The organism is Pseudonocardia ailaonensis (assembly GCF_039531635.1).
Lineage (GTDB): Bacteria > Actinomycetota > Actinomycetes > Mycobacteriales > Pseudonocardiaceae > Pseudonocardia > Pseudonocardia ailaonensis.
Genome location: NZ_BAAAQK010000009.1, coordinates 384,527 through 402,030 on the forward strand (window position 1 = coordinate 384,527; position 17,504 = coordinate 402,030).

17 protein-coding genes, 1 pseudogene and 3 riboswitches are annotated in these 17,504 nt (G+C 72.2%); of the genes and pseudogenes, 10 read left to right on the forward strand and 8 right to left on the reverse strand.

The window, feature by feature from the left end; all coding sequences use genetic code 11:
* Positions 1-113: 113 nt before the first annotated feature.
* From ABD324_RS17675 to ABD324_RS17710, 9 genes are all read left to right on the forward strand, one after another.
* Positions 114-923 carry a glutathione S-transferase C-terminal domain-containing protein gene (locus ABD324_RS17675; RefSeq protein ID WP_344417986.1) on the forward strand — a complete coding sequence of 270 codons (810 nt, stop codon included), beginning with the start codon at positions 114-116 and terminating at the stop codon, positions 921-923.
* Positions 924-934: 11 nt separating this feature from the next.
* A complete protein-coding gene (locus ABD324_RS17680) occupies positions 935-2,128 on the forward strand; it encodes an LLM class flavin-dependent oxidoreductase (RefSeq protein ID WP_344417988.1) in 1,194 nt (397 codons plus the stop codon).
* Positions 2,129-2,141: 13 nt separating this feature from the next.
* Positions 2,142-3,524, forward strand: a complete 1,383-nt coding sequence (locus ABD324_RS17685) for an NtaA/DmoA family FMN-dependent monooxygenase (RefSeq protein ID WP_344417990.1) — start codon at positions 2,142-2,144, stop codon at positions 3,522-3,524.
* A gap of 6 nt (positions 3,525-3,530) precedes the next feature.
* Positions 3,531-4,472 (forward strand): TIGR03564 family F420-dependent LLM class oxidoreductase, encoded by a 942-nt coding sequence (locus ABD324_RS17690; protein WP_344417993.1) that lies wholly within the window; start codon positions 3,531-3,533, stop codon positions 4,470-4,472.
* A 180-nt stretch (positions 4,473-4,652) separates the two neighbouring features.
* Positions 4,653-4,774: riboswitch (SAM riboswitch) on the forward strand.
* Between the two features lie 44 nt (positions 4,775-4,818).
* Positions 4,819-4,911, forward strand: a complete 93-nt coding sequence (locus ABD324_RS37290) for a putative leader peptide (RefSeq protein WP_425565866.1) — start codon at positions 4,819-4,821, stop codon at positions 4,909-4,911.
* 128 nt (positions 4,912-5,039) lie between these two features.
* Positions 5,040-6,038, forward strand: a complete 999-nt coding sequence (locus ABD324_RS17695) for an amino acid ABC transporter permease (protein WP_344417995.1) — start codon at positions 5,040-5,042, stop codon at positions 6,036-6,038.
* Positions 6,035-6,880 (forward strand): amino acid ABC transporter ATP-binding protein, encoded by an 846-nt coding sequence (locus ABD324_RS17700; RefSeq protein WP_344417997.1) that lies wholly within the window; start codon positions 6,035-6,037, stop codon positions 6,878-6,880. The genes ABD324_RS17695 and ABD324_RS17700 overlap by 4 nt, the downstream gene beginning before the upstream one ends.
* Positions 6,881-6,924: 44 nt before the next feature.
* Complete coding sequence (locus ABD324_RS17705) at positions 6,925-7,947, forward strand: transporter substrate-binding domain-containing protein (RefSeq protein ID WP_344417999.1); 1,023 nt, start codon at positions 6,925-6,927, stop codon at positions 7,945-7,947.
* Between the two features lie 65 nt (positions 7,948-8,012).
* Positions 8,013-8,714 (forward strand): GNAT family N-acetyltransferase, encoded by a 702-nt coding sequence (locus ABD324_RS17710; protein ID WP_344418001.1) that lies wholly within the window; start codon positions 8,013-8,015, stop codon positions 8,712-8,714.
* Positions 8,715-8,787: 73 nt separating this feature from the next.
* Here the strand turns inward: ABD324_RS17710 and ABD324_RS17715 are convergent, their stop codons facing one another.
* From ABD324_RS17715 to ABD324_RS17725, 3 genes are all read right to left on the reverse strand, one after another.
* Entirely contained in the window at positions 8,788-9,168 is a 381-nt protein-coding gene (locus ABD324_RS17715; RefSeq protein WP_344418004.1) for a nuclear transport factor 2 family protein, read from the reverse strand.
* Positions 9,132-9,809, reverse strand: coding sequence for a DinB family protein (locus ABD324_RS17720; protein WP_344418006.1), 678 nt, complete (start codon positions 9,807-9,809; stop codon positions 9,132-9,134). The genes ABD324_RS17715 and ABD324_RS17720 overlap by 37 nt, the downstream gene beginning before the upstream one ends.
* A gap of 396 nt (positions 9,810-10,205) precedes the next feature.
* Positions 10,206-10,296: riboswitch (SAM riboswitch) on the reverse strand.
* Between the two features lie 218 nt (positions 10,297-10,514).
* The gene (locus ABD324_RS17725) at positions 10,515-11,645 is read right to left on the reverse strand and encodes an FAD-dependent oxidoreductase (protein ID WP_344418008.1); all 1,131 of its coding nucleotides are present in this window, start codon (positions 11,643-11,645) and stop codon (positions 10,515-10,517) included.
* A gap of 10 nt (positions 11,646-11,655) precedes the next feature.
* Positions 11,656-11,744: riboswitch (SAM riboswitch) on the reverse strand.
* Positions 11,745-12,054: 310 nt separating this feature from the next.
* Here ABD324_RS17725 and ABD324_RS17730 point away from each other — a divergent pair.
* A pseudogene (locus tag ABD324_RS17730) lies at positions 12,055-12,509 on the forward strand (beta-class carbonic anhydrase).
* A gap of 103 nt (positions 12,510-12,612) precedes the next feature.
* On the opposite strand, the gene ABD324_RS17735 reads toward ABD324_RS17730, so the two are convergent.
* The 5 genes from ABD324_RS17735 to ABD324_RS17755 are packed head-to-tail and all read right to left on the reverse strand — an operon-like array spanning position 12,613 to position 17,503.
* Positions 12,613-13,800: an acyl-CoA dehydrogenase family protein gene (locus tag ABD324_RS17735; protein ID WP_344418009.1), complete on the reverse strand. Its 1,188-nt coding sequence runs from the start codon at positions 13,798-13,800 to the stop codon at positions 12,613-12,615.
* Positions 13,797-14,156 carry a rhodanese-like domain-containing protein gene (locus ABD324_RS17740; protein WP_344418011.1) on the reverse strand — a complete coding sequence of 120 codons (360 nt, stop codon included), beginning with the start codon at positions 14,154-14,156 and terminating at the stop codon, positions 13,797-13,799. Before ABD324_RS17740 ends, ABD324_RS17735 begins: the two co-directional genes overlap by 4 nt.
* A gap of 11 nt (positions 14,157-14,167) precedes the next feature.
* Positions 14,168-15,406, reverse strand: coding sequence for an LLM class flavin-dependent oxidoreductase (locus ABD324_RS17745; RefSeq protein ID WP_344418287.1), 1,239 nt, complete (start codon positions 15,404-15,406; stop codon positions 14,168-14,170).
* Entirely contained in the window at positions 15,406-16,299 is an 894-nt protein-coding gene (locus ABD324_RS17750; protein WP_344418013.1) for an LLM class flavin-dependent oxidoreductase, read from the reverse strand. The genes ABD324_RS17745 and ABD324_RS17750 overlap by 1 nt, the downstream gene beginning before the upstream one ends.
* Positions 16,300-16,309: 10 nt before the next feature.
* A complete protein-coding gene (locus ABD324_RS17755; protein ID WP_344418015.1) occupies positions 16,310-17,503 on the reverse strand; it encodes an LLM class flavin-dependent oxidoreductase in 1,194 nt (397 codons plus the stop codon).
* Position 17,504 lies beyond the last annotated feature (1 nt).

The window sequence follows — 17,504 nt, forward strand, 5'->3', positions numbered from 1 at the left end:
GGGCTCGGCTCCCCTCCCGGCTTCTGTCGACCCTGACGCCGGCTCCCCGCCCTCTTCCCGGGTGAGCTCTGCCCGAACCCGCGAGCGCCTCCGCACGTCACAGAGGGACACCCATGACCGCACCCCGCTACGCCTCGCCCGCCGATCCCACGGTCCACGGCGAGTACCGCATCGTCCGCCGTCCCGGCGACGACCGCCCGCTCTACCGCTTCACCGGCCGGATCACCGAGGACGGCTCGAGCGGCTTCCGCGCCGAGCCCGGCCGCTACCACCTCTACGCCGGCTGGTTCTGCCCCTGGTCGCAGCGGGTCACGCTGGAGCATGCGCTACACGGCCTGGAGGACGTCGTCTCGGTGTCCTATGTGGATGACTCTCGGGACGGACGAGGCTGGGCCTTCCGCGAGACCCACGGCCCTGATCCCGTCAACGGCTTCACCCTGCTCCGCGAGGCGTACGAGGCCACCGAGCCCGGTTTCGACGGCCACATCTCGGTGCCGACCCTGTGGGACCGCGAGACCGGCCGGGTCGTCAGCAACGACTACCCGACGATCGGGATCGACCTCGCGACCCGGTTCCGCCAGTGGGACAACGGCACCGACACCTACCCCGAGGAGCTCCGCGCCGAGATCGAGGAGCTCGACGGGGACCTCGTGCCCACCCTCGGCCAGGGACTCCCCACCGAGCTGCTCGACCGGCTGGAGGCCCGGCTCACCGGCCGGCGGTTCCTGGTGGGCGAGCAGCTCACCGAGGCGGACGTGCGGCTCTGGGTACACCTGGCCCGCCACGCCCCCGGGCTCGAGGGGCACCCGGCCGTCCGTGCGTACGCCCGCGATCTCCACGAGCTGCCGGCGTTCACCGCCACCACCGACTTCGCCACGTTCACCGCGCGCCGGCCGGCCTGGTCCGAGCGCGTCGCGTCCTGAGGGGGCCGAGCATGCCCGAGAATTTGCACCTCGCCGTCGCGCTCGACGGTGCCGGCTGGCACCCCGCCGCCTGGCGCGAGCCGGGCTCCCACCCGCGGGAGCTGTTCACCCCGCGCTACTGGGCCGACCTGGCCCGCACCGCCGAGCAAGGCGGGCTCGACCTGCTGACCGTCGAGGACAGCCTGGCCCTGCAGTCCCACGACCCGTTCCACGCCGACGAGCGGCTCGACGAGGTCCGCGGCCGGCTCGACGCGCTCCTCGTCGCCTCGCTGCTCGCCCCGCTGACCCACCGCATCGGCCTGGTCCCGACGGTGACGGTGACCCACACCGAGCCCTTCCACGTGTCGAAGGCGGTCGCGACCCTGGACCACACCTCGCTCGGCCGGGCCGGCTGGCAGGTCAAGGTGTCCGGCCGGGCCCTGGAGGCCGAACACTTCGGGCGCCGGCAGATCGCGCCGGTCGCCGCCGCGGACCTCACCGACGGCCTGCCCGCCGCCTTCGCCGACCTGTTCGACGAGGCCGCGGACGTGGTCGACGTCGTCCGGCGGCTCTGGGACAGCTGGGAGGACGACGCCGAGATCCGCGACGTCGAGACCAGGCGGTTCATCGACCGCGACAAGGTGCACACCGTCGACTTCGAGGGCCGCTTCTTCAGCGTCCGCGGCCCGTCGATCGTGCCGCGGCCACCCCAGGGCCAGCCCCTCGTGACCGCGCTGGCACACCGGCGCGAGCCGTACCTGCTGGCGGCGCGGGGCGCCGATCTCGTGTTCGTCACCCCCGGGTTCGCCGGGACCGCCGCGGAGATCCTCACCGACATCGCGCAGGCGTCGTCCGACGTGGGCAGAACCGGTGAGCCGCTTCAGGTCTACGCCGATCTCGTCGTCTTCCTCGACGCGGGCGGCGAGACCGGGCAGGAGCGGCGCAGCCGGCTGGAGGGGGTCGCGGGCGAGGCGTACACATCGGACACCACGGTGTTCGCGGGCTCCGCCGCCGAGGCCGCCGACCTGATCGGGTCCTGGGCCGAGCTGGGCTACCACGGGGTGCGGCTGCGCCCGGCCGTCGCGACGGACGACCTCACCGCGATCGTCGACGACCTCGTCCCCGAGCTCACGAGGCGCGGCCTCCACCGGGAGTCCGCGGGCGCCACCCTGCGCGAACGCCTGGGCCTGCCCACCACCGTCCCGAACCGCTACGCGGCCGTCTGAGAGGGCACCCGTCATGACGCGCAAGAAGCAGGTCATCCTCGGCGCCTACCTCGGCGGGGTGAACCACCACACCGCCTGGTGGCACCCCGAGGCCGGCAGCCAGATCGACTTCTCGTCCTTCGAGCACACCGCCCGCACCGCGGAACGGGGCAAGTTCGACTTCTTCTTCCTCGCCGAGGGCCTCGCGCTGCGCGAGCGCGCCGGCAAGGTGTTCGACCAGGACATCGTCGGGCGGCCGGACACCCTGCCCGTCCTCGCTTCGCTCGCCGCCGTCACCACCCACCTCGGGCTCGCCGGAACGATCAACGCCACCTTCAACGAGCCCTACGAGCTGGCCCGCCAGCTCGCGAGCCTCGACCACCTCTCCGGTGGCCGCGCGGCATGGAACGTCGTGACCTCGTTCGACGCCTTCACCGGCCGGAACTTCCGCCGGGGTGGGTTCCTGCAGCGCTCCGAGCGCTACGAGCGCGCCGCCGAGGTGATCGACGCCCTCCGCACGCTCTGGGACTCCTGGGACGACGCGGACATCGCCGCGGACCCGGCCACGGGTCGGTTCCTGACCCGGCCGGACGCGGGAGCGTTCCGCGTGCAGGGCAACCAGCTCGACATCCACGGCCGCTTCACCGTGCCGCGCAGCCCCCAGGGGCGGCCGGTGATCCTGCAGGCCGGTGTGTCCCCGGAGGGCCGCGACTTCGCCGCGTCCCGCTCGGACGCGATCTTCTCGCCGTACGGGTCGCTGCCCGAGGCCGCCGAGTTCTATAAGGACGTGAAGTCCCGAGCGGTGAAGTTCGGCCGCCACCCGGACGACATCAAGATCCTCCCGTCCGCCAGCTTCGTGCTCGGCGACACCGAGGCTGAGGCGCAGGAGCTGTACCGCGAGGTCCGCAACCAGCAGGTCAACGGCAAGACGGCGCTGATCCTGCTCGAGCAGATCTGGAACCGCGACCTCTCCGCCTACGATCCCGAGGGCCCGCTGCCCGACATCGACCCGGACCCGGACGCCCCGCCGTTCATCCAGGGCCGCGCACTCGTGCACCAGGACCGGTTCGCCACGGTCGCCGCGTGGCGCGAGATCGCCGAGGCGAAGAAGCTGACTCTGCGCGAGCTCGTCGTGGACCAGTTCGAGCGCGGGCCGTTGGTCGGCACCCCGGCACAGGTCGCCGAGCAGATCGACTCCTTCGTGCAGAACGACGGCTCCGACGGCCTGATCATCGGCTCGCACCTGGTCCCGACGGGCCTCGACGAGTTCGTCGACAAGGTCGTACCGCTCCTGCAGGAGCGCGGATCGCTGCGCGAGGACTACACCGGGACCACGTTGCGGGACAACCTCGGCCTGCCCGCCCTGCCCCGCAACCCGGGCCGTGACCAGGGCGCGCTGCCCGCGGCGACGGGCTGAACGACGATGGACATCGGAGTCGCCCTCGCGGCGAGCACGGATCCGGCCCGGACCGCCAACTACGTCGACGCCGTCGTCGACCAGGCACGCGACGCCGCCGCGGCGGGACTGCGCTCGGCGTGGTTCGGCCAGCGGTTCGACTACGACGCGGTGACCCTCGCGGCCCTGGTCGGCCGCGAGGTCCCCGGGCTCGCCGTGGGCACCAGCGCCGTCCCCGTCTTCGGCCGGCACCCGCTGGTGCTCGGTGCGAACGCGGTGACCGCGCAGGCCGCCACCGAGGGCCGGTTCCGCCTCGGCCTCGCGATCGGCGCCAAGTTCCTGATCGAGGAGCCGTTCGGGGTGGCGTTCGAACGTCCGGTCGCCCGGCTGCGCGAGTTCCTCGCCGCGATCGGGCCCGCCGTCGCGACCGGACGCACGGACTTCCGCGGTGAGCTGGTCACGGCCGTCACGCCCGAACGCGGTGGCCCGCTGCCCGGCGCCGCGCCGGTGCCGGTGCTGGTCGCGGCCATGGGTCCTCAAGCGCTGCGGGCCAGCGGCGAGCTCGCCGACGGCATCCTCCCCTTCCTCGCCGGGCCCCGGACGTTGGAGAACCGGATCATCCCGGCGCTCGCCGGCGCCGCCCGGGCCGCGGGCCGGCCGGCGCCGCGGGTCGTGGCCCTGGTCGCCGCCGTCGTCACCGAGGATCCCGACGCCGTGCGCGGCGCCGCCGCGGACCAGATGGGGTTCTACGACAACGTGCCCTCCTACGCGAAGGTCGTCGCCGAGGAGGGCGCCTCCCGCGCCGCGGATCTCGCCCTGATCGGAGATGCGGCTGCCGTGGCGGCGGGGCTGCGCCGCTACCGCGACGCCGGGGTGGACGAGATCGTGCTGACCCAGACCGACCTCCACGGTCCCGAGGACCGGCGCCGGACCTGGGAGCTGGCGGGCTCGCTCACCACGGGGGGCTGATCGGCGCCGCCGATCGGCGGTGGGGAATTTCTCACCCGCCCAGGCCCCCACGCACGCACACGAATACGAGGCGCATTTCCGGGAATCGCACCCAATTGTCCGGACACCGGCTGCCGCATTCCCTGCCGGTCACATTTCGTTGACATTTCACGATCGTGCGACGTAGCGTCCGTCGCGACAGGTCATGAGTGTCAGCGACAAGCCCTGGCTTGCTGACCGGCAACCCTCGCGCCGCGGTGGGGTGCCCCAGGTGACGACCCGACCGGAGCTGCGCCCGTCGCGGAACCGGTAAGGCGCGAGGCCCTTCGGGGCGGAACGGTGACAGGCGATGCACACGGCTCGATCGATGGTGGACTGGCGCCGGTACGGCCGTCCCCTCGCATCGAGCCGTCGGCACATCGACCTGCAGCGCGTCAACAGCGCCCTCTGTCGGCTCTGAGCCGCGCCCACCGAGAACACCTTTCCCGGCCCTCGTCGTCCTTCCCCGCCGATCGGCCCGGTCCGCCCTCGATCGTCCCCCGATCCGGGGTCGTTCCGTGTGCCCGAACCCACCGCTGGAGCCGCACCGTGTCCCCCACAGGGAGAACGCCGACGACCACGCAGCAGGGCCCCCAGCCGCCCACCTCCGCCGCGCCTGCGGCGGGCCCCGGGCCCGGTGCCGCACAACGCGTGATCCCGCTGCGCCGGCCCGGCAGATGGATCATCACCGTCGTCGTGCTGGTGGTGCTCGCCCAGGTCGTGCACGGGCTGGTCACGAACCCCTTCTACCAGTGGGACCGGTTCCAGTACTGGTTCTTCCGGCCGGTCATCCTGCAGGGGCTGCTGGTCACGCTCGAAGTGGCCGCCTGGAGCGCCGTGCTCGGCCTGCTCGGCGGGATCGTCCTCGCCCTGATGCGGCTGTCGCGCAACCCGGTGCTGCAGGCGGTGAGCTGGGCGTACATCTGGCTGTTCCGCTCGGTCCCGCTGATCGTGGTGCTGCTGTTCCTCTACAACTTCTCCGCGCTGTACAAGTCGCTGAGCCTCGGCATCCCGTTCGGACCGGCATTCCTCACCTTCGGGGTGACCACGCTCGGAACGGACATGGTGATCGCGATCGTCGGGCTGACCCTCAACGAGTCGGCGTACTCCGCGGAGGTCGTCCGGTCCGGGATCCTGTCGGTCGACCAGGGGCAGCACGAGGCCGCGTCGGCGCTCGGGATCCCGCGGGGGTACCAGTTCCGGCGGATCGTCTTCCCGCAGGCACTGCGCGCCATCGTGCCCTCCTACGTCAACCTGGTCATCGGGCTGATCAAGAGCACGTCGCTGGTCTTCTACGTCTCCCTGCTGGATCTCTTTGGCACGGCGCAGAACCTCGGCAGCACCTATTCCGGGGACATCGTGCCGCTGCTGCTCGTGGCGACGGTCTGGTACGTCATCCTCACCAGCATCGTCTCGGTTGTGCAGTTCTACGTCGAGCGGCACTACTCGCGCGGCGCCCTGCGCACCCTGCCGCCGACACCCCTGCAGAAGCTGCGCGGCGCCGTCCGGGATCTCCCGGCGCGCTTCCGGGAAGGAGCGTTCCGATGAGCCTGGGGACCGACCGCGAGGCCGCCGAGCAGGAAACCGAACAGGGAACCGGGGTGACCGCCGTGGGCGGGGACAGCGCCAAACCCGCAGCCGTGCAGATCCACGGGGCGCACAAGTCCTACGGCGCGAACCATGTGCTCGCCGGCATCGACCTCACCATCGCTCCCGGCCAGGTGGCGGTGATCCTCGGCCCGTCCGGCTCGGGGAAGTCGACGCTGCTGCGCGCGATCAACCACCTCGAGACGCTCGACCACGGCTACGTCAGCGTGGCCGGCGAGCCGATCGGCGTGCGGCACCAGGGCGACCGGCTCAAGGAGCTCAGCGAGAAGGCGATCCTCGCCCAGCGCACCCGGATCGGCTTCGTCTTCCAGAACTTCAACCTGTTCCCGCACCTCACCGTGCTGGACAACGTCGCCGTCGGGCCCGTCGCGGCCGGCCGGCTCTCCCGCGCCGCGGCACGGGAACGCGGTCTCGAGCTGCTGGCCAGCGTGGGCCTCGAGGACAAGGCGGACGCCTATCCTCGCCAGCTCTCCGGAGGCCAGCAGCAGCGGGTCGCCATCGCGCGGGCCCTCGCGCTCGAACCCGGCGTGATCCTCTTCGACGAGCCCACCTCCGCACTGGACCCCGAGCTCGTCGGCGAGGTGCTGTCCGTCATCAAGGACCTCGCCAGCACCGGGACGACGCTCGTCGTCGTCACCCACGAGATCGGGTTCGCCCGCGAGGTCGCCGACCTCGTCGTGTTCCTCGACGCCGGCCGGATCGTGGAACAGGGCACCCCCGCGGAGGTCCTCGACCACCCGACCCACCCCCGCACCAAGGACTTCCTCAGCAAGGTCCTCTGAGGACCCCGAGCTTCTCGCACCACCCATCCCACCAGGAGAGAACCATGTCCAGATCCCGCTACCGGATCGCCAGGGCCGCCGCCGCCGGCATCGCCCTCCTCACCTCGGGCGCGCTGCTCGCGGCCTGCGGTGGCGGCGCGTCCACCGCCGCGGGCGGCAGCGGCGACGGCGGACCGGCCACCATCACCGTCGGGGCGGTGTCGAACGGCATCGCCAAGGAGACCCCCATCACGGTGCCGGTCGTCGACTCGATCCGGGCCAAGCTGCCCCAGGCGGTCCGGGACTCCGGATCCCTGACCGTGGGACTGGGCCTGCTGCCCGCCGGTTCCCCGCCGATCGGCTATGTCGGCACCGACCAGCAGACGCTCACCGGATCCGAGCCGGACCTGGCCCGCCTCGTCGCCGGGGTGCTCGGGCTGCAGCCGAAGTTCAACAACTCGACGTGGGAGAACCTCTTCGTCGGGCTGGACAGCTCCAAGAACGACATCGGCTTCTCGAACATCACGGTGACCGAGCAGCGCAAGCTCAAGTACGACTTCGCGAGCTACCGCGAGGACAACCTCGGCTTCGAGGCGCTCGGCACCAGCACCTGGAACTTCACCGGCGACTACCACGTCCTCGCCGGCAAGACGATCGCCGTCGGCTCGGGCACCAACCAGGAGAAGATCCTCCTGGAGTGGCAGAACAAGCTGAAGGCCGAGGGGCAGGTCCTCGACGTCAAGACTTACGCGGACAACGCCAGCGCGAACCTCGCCGTCAGCTCGGGGAAGATCGACGCCTACTTCACCCCGAACCCGGCGGTCGCCTACCAGGTCGCCCAGACCGCGAAGACCCCGAGCCCGCTGCGCAACGCGGGCACCTTCTCCGGCGCCGGCGCGAGCCTGCAGGGCCTGATCGCCGCCACCACCAAGAAGGACAGCGGCCTCGCGGAGCCGGTGGCCGAGGCGATCAACTACCTGATCCAGAACGGCCAGTACAAGGCCTGGATCGACGCCTGGGGCCTGGGCAACGAGTCGGTGGCCAAGGCCGAGGTCAACCCGCCCGGCCTGCCCATCACCAACAGCTGATCCACACGGCATCGGGCGCCGGGACGGTCTCGGCGCCCGGTGCCGGCACACCAGGAATGAGGACCATGTCCGAGGACGTCTTGGACAACCCCGCCCGCGCCGCCCTCCTCGGGCCGCACGCGCACTTCGCCGAGCGGCACGGGCAGGTGCTGCGCTACCCGCGGGACATGTCGCCGTTCGTCAGCCTGCCCGACGCCCCGGACGACGGCACCTGGCGCGATCTGGCCGAGTTCTTCGGCCCCGGTGCGGAGGTCGCGCTCTCCGGCCTGCGCGGCGCGACGCCGCCGGGCTGGGACATCGTCATGGACGGCACGGGAGTCCAGCTCGTGGACGACGGCATCGCCGCGGCCCCGGACGCCGAGGCGGTCCCGCTCGGTGCCGCGGACGTCCCGGAGATGCTGGCCCTCGTGGCCCGGACCAGGCCGGGCCCCTTCCTGCCCCGCACCGTCGAGCTCGGGACCTACCTGGGAATCCGGCGGAACGGCGAGCTGATCGCGATGGCCGGGGAGCGCCTGCACCCGCCGGGCTGGACCGAGATCAGCGCGGTCTGCACGGATGCAGCCCACCGGGGGCAGGGCCTCGCGACCCGCCTGGTGCACGCCGTGGCCGCGGGCATCCGAGACCGGGGCGAGACCCCGTTCATGCACGCGGCCGCCTCCAACACCACCGCGATCCGGCTCTACCTGTCCCTGGGCTTCCGGCTCCGCAAGCAGACCCGCTTCGTCCAGCTCCGCATCCCCGCCGGGGCCCTCGCCGGGCAGGCGTAGGGCACCCCGGGCGTGGAGAGACACCCAACCGCCACAGTCTCCGCGGCCTCAGCAACCGAGACGGCCCGTGTTCTCAGGACTCGGATAGGTGGAGTGGCTGGACGGTGCCCTGGTGGAAGAACACCCGCCAGCCACCGTCACGACGCCGCCAGACCGAGCTTCGCAGCACGGTCAGATCCCGTCGTCGGCTGCGATAGGTCAGGAGCACGACGTCGTCGGCCAGTCGGACACCTCGGATCCGGTCGATCTCCGGGGGCTCCTTGTGGTCGTCGGGGCTCCCCATGAACGTGAGGATCGAACCCAGGTCCCATACCCGGCCGGAGGCCCCGAACTCGTGGAACTCCGGATCCAAGAGCTCCCGGAGCGCGGCGGGCGAGGCCCGGACCTCGTGCTCCAGGAGCCGGAGCTCGGATGCGATCACGTCGGGGATGTCGGCGTCGCGCTCGTCGGCCATGCAGGCGATCCTGCACAGTCGACGGACAGAGCGTCGATCGGTTTGCCTACGGACGGCGGAGGACTCGTGCGGGCGATCGCCTCGAGCCGCTCCCGATGCCGACGCCGCGCGGCCTCTCCCTCACGGGTGATCAGGGACAGCCCGTCCCGGTAACCCACCGCCCCGTCGACGAGCTCCCGGACGATGTCGGCGTGCCCGGCATGACGGTTCACCTCGGCGATGGTGTGGATCAGCATGTGCTGCAGCGTGACCGTCCTCATCGGCGCCGGCCACCACGGCACCTCGCCGACGGCGTCCAGGTCATTGCCGACGATCACGAGGTCGGAGGCCGCACACACTCGCCGGTACAGCTCGATCAGGTCGGAGCGGCTCTCGTCCTCGGTTGCCCACATGTCGGCGTCGGGCTCGGAATTCTCCGCGGTCCAGGGCAGGGACGGCGGATCGGGACGACCGAAGGCCGCACCGAAATGGCCCCACTCCACGGTGGCGAGGTGCTTGACGATCCCGAGCAGAGTGGTGCCCGTGGGGACGAGCGGTCGCCGGACGTCGTAGCCGGACAGACCCTCCAGCTTCCAGACGACGGCCTCCCGTGCCGTCCGCAGGTAGCCGTGGAGGTCCTCCTTGAGGCCCGGTGCCGTCACGTAAGCGACATGCCATCAAGGACACGAGCCGCTCCAGCTCCGGTACGACTGCCTGCGGTCCTGCGGTACTCAGCTTCGGCTGCCTCGAGTGCACGATCGGCGTCACCGTCCCCCGTGGATCGGACGTCGTGATGCTCGACGAGCCGTTCGAGGGACGCGAGGAGACGATCAGCGAGGTCGGTCCGTCTGGTGGCGACGACGGGGAAGGGCGGGACAGGCACGGCGGCACTCCGACGACACGCAGGAACAGGACGGCGGTGAGACCGCGGAGTCAGGTGCTCGCGGTCTCGGACGACGTCACCGACAGAGCGCGGCGCCGGTGCGGCAGAAGTCCACGTGCCGACGCCGCGTGCGGGACACGAGACCCTCAGTGGAGCACGGGACACGCACGGCCTTCTCCCATCGTCCCCGGCAGGAGCACCCGGCAGTGATCTGCGGGTTGCTGCGGCGTCCTCGAGCCGGGACTCTCGGCCGCTCTGGATGGATTCCCCCTCCACTGAACCTCGCCGCCCGATCCGGTGTCAAGCGCACCGGGTGTCCGCTCACCGATGTCCCGACCAGCGGAAACGTCCGGACAAGGTCCGTAGGTGCGGAGAACTGGGCCGAGCGTGCGCTCGCCCATGAGCTCGGCATCACGGGCGAGCCCTGAGCGCGATCAGGCCGGGACGGTGGGCCGAGGTTCGCAGCAGAGCATGAGGAGCCGAGTCACCGGGGTCCCACGGGGGAAACCGCGGTGGCGTCGGTGGCCATGTCGGCCAGGACCCGGCCGATCGCGGGGGCGAACTTGAAGCCGTGACCGGAGAACCCCGCCCCGACGGTCAGCGGCCCTTGCGCAACGAGGGCGAACTCCGCGTCCGGGGTCGAGGTGTACGTGCACTCCACCGTCTCCGCGGTGGACCCGTCGAGCCCGGGCAGATAGCGGTCGATGTAGTCGAGCAGGAGCCGGGCGGTGCGAGCGTCGGCAGGAGGCGGGGCCGCATCCGGGTCCCGGAGCCTTCCGACACCGTGGAAACCGAGCTTCACCCGCCCGTCCGGCGCCGCCAGCCCGTACACCGAACTCGGCCAGCCGTCCGTGACGTGATGGATGAAGGTCGGTCCCGACGGAACTCCCGGACGGCGGACGACGTGCACCGGCCGCTCCTGCGTCACCCGCAACGCAGGCAACGGGATCAACCCCGCCGTGAGCCCGGCCGACCACGCGCCGGCGGTCACGACGACCCGGCGCGCCCGCACCGTCCCCGCGGTGGTCCGGACGTCGACCCGGTCGTCCCCACCGATCTCCAAGGCCTCGACGGCGACGCGGTGGCGGACCACCGCGCCCCACCCGACCGCAGCGGCGCCGAACGCCGCGACGGCCTGGTCGGCGTGCACCCTGCCGGAGCGGTCCGGCTGGTGGAGCACCCGACCCTCGAACACCCGCCCCGGCCAGCGCTCAGCCGCCTCCTGCGGGTCCAGCCACTCGTAGGCGATGCCGTGCGCGGCCAGGCTCGCCGCCAGCGGCCCAGTGGAGTCCGGATCCCCGTGGTCGACACCGCCGGTGAACGTGAGCAACCCGGCGCCGGTCTCGTGTTCCAGCTCCCGCCACAGCTCCAGGGCCTCCGCCGCCAGCCGGACATAGCGGGGGTCCGAATAGGTCAGCCGGTAGATGCGCGACGTACCGTGCGAGGCACCGCGATCGTGACCCGGCCCGAACTGCTCCAGGAGAAGCACCTCGTGCCCGCGCCGGGCCAGCTGCCAGGCGGTGGCCGCTCCCATCACCCCACCGCCGACCACGACGATCTCGACCGCGGGTGGCAGCGCGGGCACAGGGGTGCGCGGCGTGGGGATCAGGGACATCGAGGCGGCGCTCCCATCGAACCCGGCGGAAGCACCCTGCGCCTGTGCGGGTTGCTGCGGCGTCGACGAGCCGGGACTCTCGGCCGCTCTGGATGGACGCTCCGAACTCAACCCGGCGCCCGATCACGTGTCAAGAGCATGAACGGACAAGTACCAGGGACCACCATCGACGGCGGCCAACCATCACTGCGGCCGCGCCGGTCGCAGTGAGCGCGGCCAGAATCGGCGCCACGTCGCGAATACGCTTTCTCGCGAGCTCACACACTACGTCCATGAGGTCCGCGCGGACGCTGTGCTCCCCAACCCCGTTGCGGCCCAACCGGTCCGCTGTGATCGCCCGGTCCATCCAGCCCAGCGTGAGGACCCGGCGCGGAATTCACGACCGACGTCACGGCGCTCCCTGACGATCATGGCGACCGCGGGCCCTCGTCATCGGCACGAGCTTCATCGAGGGACCGGCGCGCAGCGACCGAACGCCGCAAGACCGACGCGCAGCGTGAGTGTCAACTCGCCCCTGACCTTCCCGTCCGAAGCCCACGTCATCCGCAACGCCGGCGGCGTGGTCACGGACGACGAGATCCGCTCGCTCGCCATCAGCCAGCGCCTGCTCGGGACGCAAGAGATCATCCTGATCCACCACACGGACTGCGGGATGCTCACCTTCACCGACGACGGCTTCAAGAAGTCCATCAGGACGACACCGGCATCAAGCCCCAGTGGTCGGCCGAGGCCTTCCCGGACCTCGACGAGGACGTCCGCCAGTCCATCGCCCGGATCAAGGCCAACCCCTTCGTCCCGAACAAGGACTCGGTGCGAGGCTTCGTCTTCGACGTCGCCACCGGGAAGCTCAACGAGGTCGTCTGACACGGTGGGCGCCGGGTCTCACCGGCCCGGCGCTCCGCCATCCGCGCACCGGACAGCACCGGAGTCCGCGGACCGCATGACCGTGCTCGTCATCGAACGTCGGTCAGAAGAACCCCGTCGTGGGGGGCTCTTCACCCGAGAGTAGCCAGGCTCCGACCACAGCGGCCTTGTGGGCTCGCGGGTTGTGGTTGGCGACGGTGCGGGAGTTGCGCCAGTGGCGGTCGAGGTTGTGGACGCGCTGGGCGGTGGAGGCGCCGCCCACTTCGAACAAGGCCTGCGACACTGCGAGCGCGGCCTCGGTGGCCACCAGGTGGGCCTGGGACACCTCCAGACTCGCCGTGCGGACCAGGTCCTGGTCCTCGTGGCCAGGTACGCCGTCCGTGGCGGCGATCGCCTCGGCCGCGCGGAGGACCGCGGCTTCGGCGCCGTAGGTGCGGGCGGCCATGTCCCCCACCGCATGCCGCACGTACGGATCCTCCAGCGACGACGCGACCCCGGAGTGCTTGATGGGCCGGGCCTTGCGCTGCGCGTAGCCGACGGCGTCCGCGACTGCGTTGCGGGCGATGCCGACCTGGACCGAGGCGAGGAACAGCTGGAAGAACGGGGAGATCGGTGGTCTCGTGCCCTCGGTCTTGTGCGAGGGCAGGAACTCGTCGGGGAGGATCTCTACGTCCCGGAACAGCGTCGATCCGCTCGCGGTCAGCCGTTGCCCGATCCCGTCCCAGTCGTCGACCAGCTCGACGCCCGGACGGTCGGTCGGGACGACGGCGGAGACGTGCTCGCCGTTCTCGTCGAGCGCTGTGACCGCCACCCATTCCGAGAACAGGGTCCCGGTCGAGTAGAACTTGTCGCCGGTGACCCGCCAGATGCCGTCGCGCCGGAAGATCCGGCTGCGCATCACACCCTGCGGGGCCCCGAGCTCGCCGCCCGCGGCACCGACGAGGTCGCCGGCGAGCACCCTAGGGAACCACCGGTCCCGCAGCTCGGGGTCGGGCAGCCGCCGGAGCCGCTCGACGAAGGCGAGGTGTGAGCGGACCCCCTGCGTCACATTGGGATCGGCCTCGGCCAGGTCGATCAGGAACCGGATCACGTCGACCATGCCGGCGTCCGGGCCGCCGTCCGCGGCCGGTACCCGCCAGGTCCCGAGGCCCGCGGCGGCGAACTCCCGGACCTGGGCGTGGGGCATGGTCCGGGTGGCCTCGCGCTCCGCGGCCCCCTGAGCGATCCTGGCCAGCACCGCCGGCGCGACAGCCTTCAGGTCTGCCAAGGTCCGGGTGCGCGCGAGGGTCATCGCCGGTCCGTCGGGAGCGCGGCGGACTTCCAAGCGGTGAACCCGCCGTCGATGTGGGAGACGTTCGGGTACCCGAGGCGGGCGATGCGTTCGGCGATCGGGCCCGAGCCGCGCTCGGAGGTGCAGAAGACGATCACCCGCATCTCCGGGTCGCTGGTGACGGGCAGCCGTTCGGCGGATTCGTGGCCGAAAGTGCGGTCGAGCTTCGTGCGGTCGACGACGGTGGCGTCCGGGACGGACCCGTGCTCGTCGCGGGAGGCGTCCCCGCGGATGTCGATCAAGTAGGCCTCGCCACGGTCGACGAGGGCGGCGGCTTCGGCGGGGCTGAGCAGGGTGGCGCGGGCGTCGAGGGCCATGGTGGTCTCCTTCAGGCGGTGCGGGCGAGGGCGGGGTTCGCGAGTCCGAGGTGGTCGCGCAGGGTGGCGCCCTCGTACTCGGTGCGGAACAGGCCGCGGCGCTGGAGCACCGGGACGACCTGGTCGACGAAGTCGCGGACGCCGCGGGGGTGCAGCGGCACGAGGACGTTGAAGCCGTCGGCGGCACCGGCGCGGTACCAGGCCTCCAGCTCGTCGGCGATCTGCTCGCCGGTGCCGGCGACGGTCCAGTGGATGACACCGAGGCTGCGGACGAGGACCTCGGCGAGCTGGCGCAGGGAGAGGTTCTCCTGCTCGGTCCAGGTGCGGAGCCGGATGGTCCGGCTGGTGCCGGCCTTGCGCTCGGGCAGCTCGTCGAACGGCAGCGGGCGGTCCGGGTCGAACCCGGAGAGGTCCGCCCCGAGCTCGACGCCGAGCCGGGCAATCGGGTCCTGCTCGCGGCGGGCGAGCTCCTCGAGCTCGGCTTCGAGGGCCTTGCCCTCGGCCTCGGTGGCGCCGATGTAGGGGACGATCCCGGGGAGGATCTTGATCGAGTCCGGCGAGCGGCCGAGCGCGACCGCCCGGGCCTTGACGTCGCGGAGGAACTCGATGCCGTTCGGGATCGTCGACGAGCCAGTGTAGACGGCTTCGGCGTGGGTGGCGGCCATGTGTCGCCCGGACGGCGAGGCACCGGCCTGCACGATCACGGGCCGGCCCTGCGGGGACGGGTGCCAGGGCGACGGGGCGTCCACCGAGAAGCGACTGTTGGTGAACCGGTCCCCCGCCCACAGGGCGTAGAGGGTGTCGACGAACTCCGAGGCCCGTTCGTAGCGCTGCTCGGGCTGCGGGTGGGAGTCGTGGCCGAAGTTGCGGGCGATGGCGTCTCCGGCGGAGGTCACGACGTTGATCCCGGCCCGGCCGCCGGAGAGCTGGTCCAGCGAGGCGAAGCGCTCCGCGACCTCGTAGGGCTCGTGGTAGGTGGTGGTCACCGTCCCGATCAGCCCGATGTGCGAGGTCCGGGCGGCGAGCGCGCTGAGCTGGGTGAGCGGCTCGAGGGACTGGACGAGCGGTTCCCGGTTGCCGAACACCACCGGGCTGTCGGCGAGGAAGACCGCGTCGAACAGCCCGCGCTCCGCGGTCTGCGCGATGTCGGCGAAGTAGTCCGCGTCGAGGATCCGGTCTGGTGTGGACGACGGGTGCCGCCACCCGGCGCGGTGGAAGCCCACCTCGCGCAGGTTGAGGTTGAGGTGCATCACGCGGCGACCCCCTCGTGCGATCGGTCGGCGGGCCGGGGCAGGCCCAGCCGCTCCCGGAACGTGCGCCCGGCGGGAACGGAGCGGTCGCCGAGGACCGGCAGGGTCTCTCCGACGAGCCGGTCAAACGCGGGCCGGTCGAGCTCGAGGCGGAACCCGCCGAACCCCGCCCGCTCGGCCTCGACGGCCAGCGCGGCTGTCGGGCGGATGCCCGTGGGCAGCGCGAGGAGCGCGAGCGACGCGCGCCCACCGAGCCCCGCGAGGATGTCCGCAGCACGGCTCAGGTCGGCCCCGATCGTCACGATCTCCGCGTGCTCCGCCGCGAGCGCCCGCGAAGGGGCGTCGGCGACCTCGACGGACAGGACGGGATGGCCCTGAGGAGACCGCGGGGTGCTGAGCGGGCCGTGGACACGGAACTCCGTTCCCTCCCAGCGGGTCTCCCGGATCTTCGCCTCGTCCACGTAGACTCCGCGCTCCTTGTCGGCCGGGATCGCATCGTCGTCCCAGCTGTCCCACAGGCGCGGGAGCAGCTCGGCGTACTCCGCGGCGCGCCGCGCCCGGCGCTCGGCCGCGGGCGGCTCCACCCCGTGCAGGTCCGCGAGTGCCGCGGGGTCGGTGGCGACGAGCCGCCACCCGGCCCGGCCGCGCGAGAGGTGGTCGAGCGCGGCGAGGTAGCGGGCCACGTTGTAGGGCGCCGCATAGGCCGGGCTGACGTCCGCGACCAGCCCGACCCGGCTCGTGGTGACGGCGAGCGCGGACAGCACCGTGGTCGGCTCGAGGGCCCCGCCGAGCGGGAAACCGACTGCGTCGAGGCCGGCGTCCTCGGCGACGCGGGCGTAGGCGACGAGGTCGGGGAGGGTCTCCGTCCCGACGGGGACGACTTCGAGGTACATGGATCTCTCCTCAGGCCGGGACCGGCTGCGGGACCCGGAGTCCGAGATGCCCGCGCAGGGTCGAGGTGGTGTAGCGGTCGCGGACCAGGCCGCGGCGCCGCAGCTCGGGCACGACCTGTTCGGTGAAGGCCGTGAGGCCGGCCGGGTGCAGTGGGACCAGGAGGTTGAACCCGTCCGCAGCGCCCGCCCGCCACCAGTGTTCGAGCTGGTCGGCAATCTGCGTGCCGGTGCCGGCGACCGTCCAGTGGACGTTGTTCATACTGCGTTCGGCGCGCTCGGCCAGTGCCCGGATCGTGGGCCGCTCGCGCTCGACGATCGTGCGGAGCCGGACGAAGCGGCTGACCGCGCCGCGGTACTCGGCCACCGTGGGCACGGCGTCGAGCGGGACCGGGCCGTCGGGATCGTAGGGCGCGAGATCGAGCCCGAGCAGCTCGCCCAGGCGCACCACGGGATCGACGCCGCGCACGGCCAGGGCCTCGAGCTCGGCCTCCAGGTCGCGGGCCTCGCGCTCGGTCCGCCCGACGTACGGGATCAGCCCGGGCAGGATCTTCACGCTGCCCGCCGGGCGCCCGGCCCGCTCGGCCCGGCCCAGGACGTCGGTCCGGAAGGCGACGCCGTCGTCCACCGTGGATGATCCGGTGTAGACCGCCTCGGCGTAGCGGCCCGCCAGGTCCCGGCCGCGGTCCGAGGCGCCCGCCTGCACGATCACCGGCTCGCCCTGGGGCGACCGGCGGCCGCCGGCCCAGGTGCGCTGGAGGTGGTCGAGGAAGCGGGCCGCGTTGGCGTAGCGGTCGGCGTGCTCGGGGTGGGCATCGGAGCCGAAGTTGCGGGCCACCTCGTCGCCGGCGTTGGTCACGACGTTGACGCCCAGCCGCCCGCCGGAGAGCAGGTCGAGCGACGCTAGCCGCGCCGCGGCCTCGCCGGGCTCGGTGTAGGTCGCGGACACCGTGCCGATCAGCCCGATCCGGGAGGTCCCCGCGGCCACCGCCGCCAGCAGGGAGAACGGTTCCAACGGTTGGGACAGCGGCGGCTCGCGGAGCACGGGGGTGTCGGCGAGGAACACCGCGTCGAACGCCGCCGCCTCGCACTCACGGACGAGCTCGGTCACGAACCCGACGTCGGTGATCGCCTCGGGCCGGGCGTCCGGGTGCCGCCAGGCGGCGCGGTGGAAGCCGCGGGCCCGCAGGTTGAGGTTCAGGTGCATG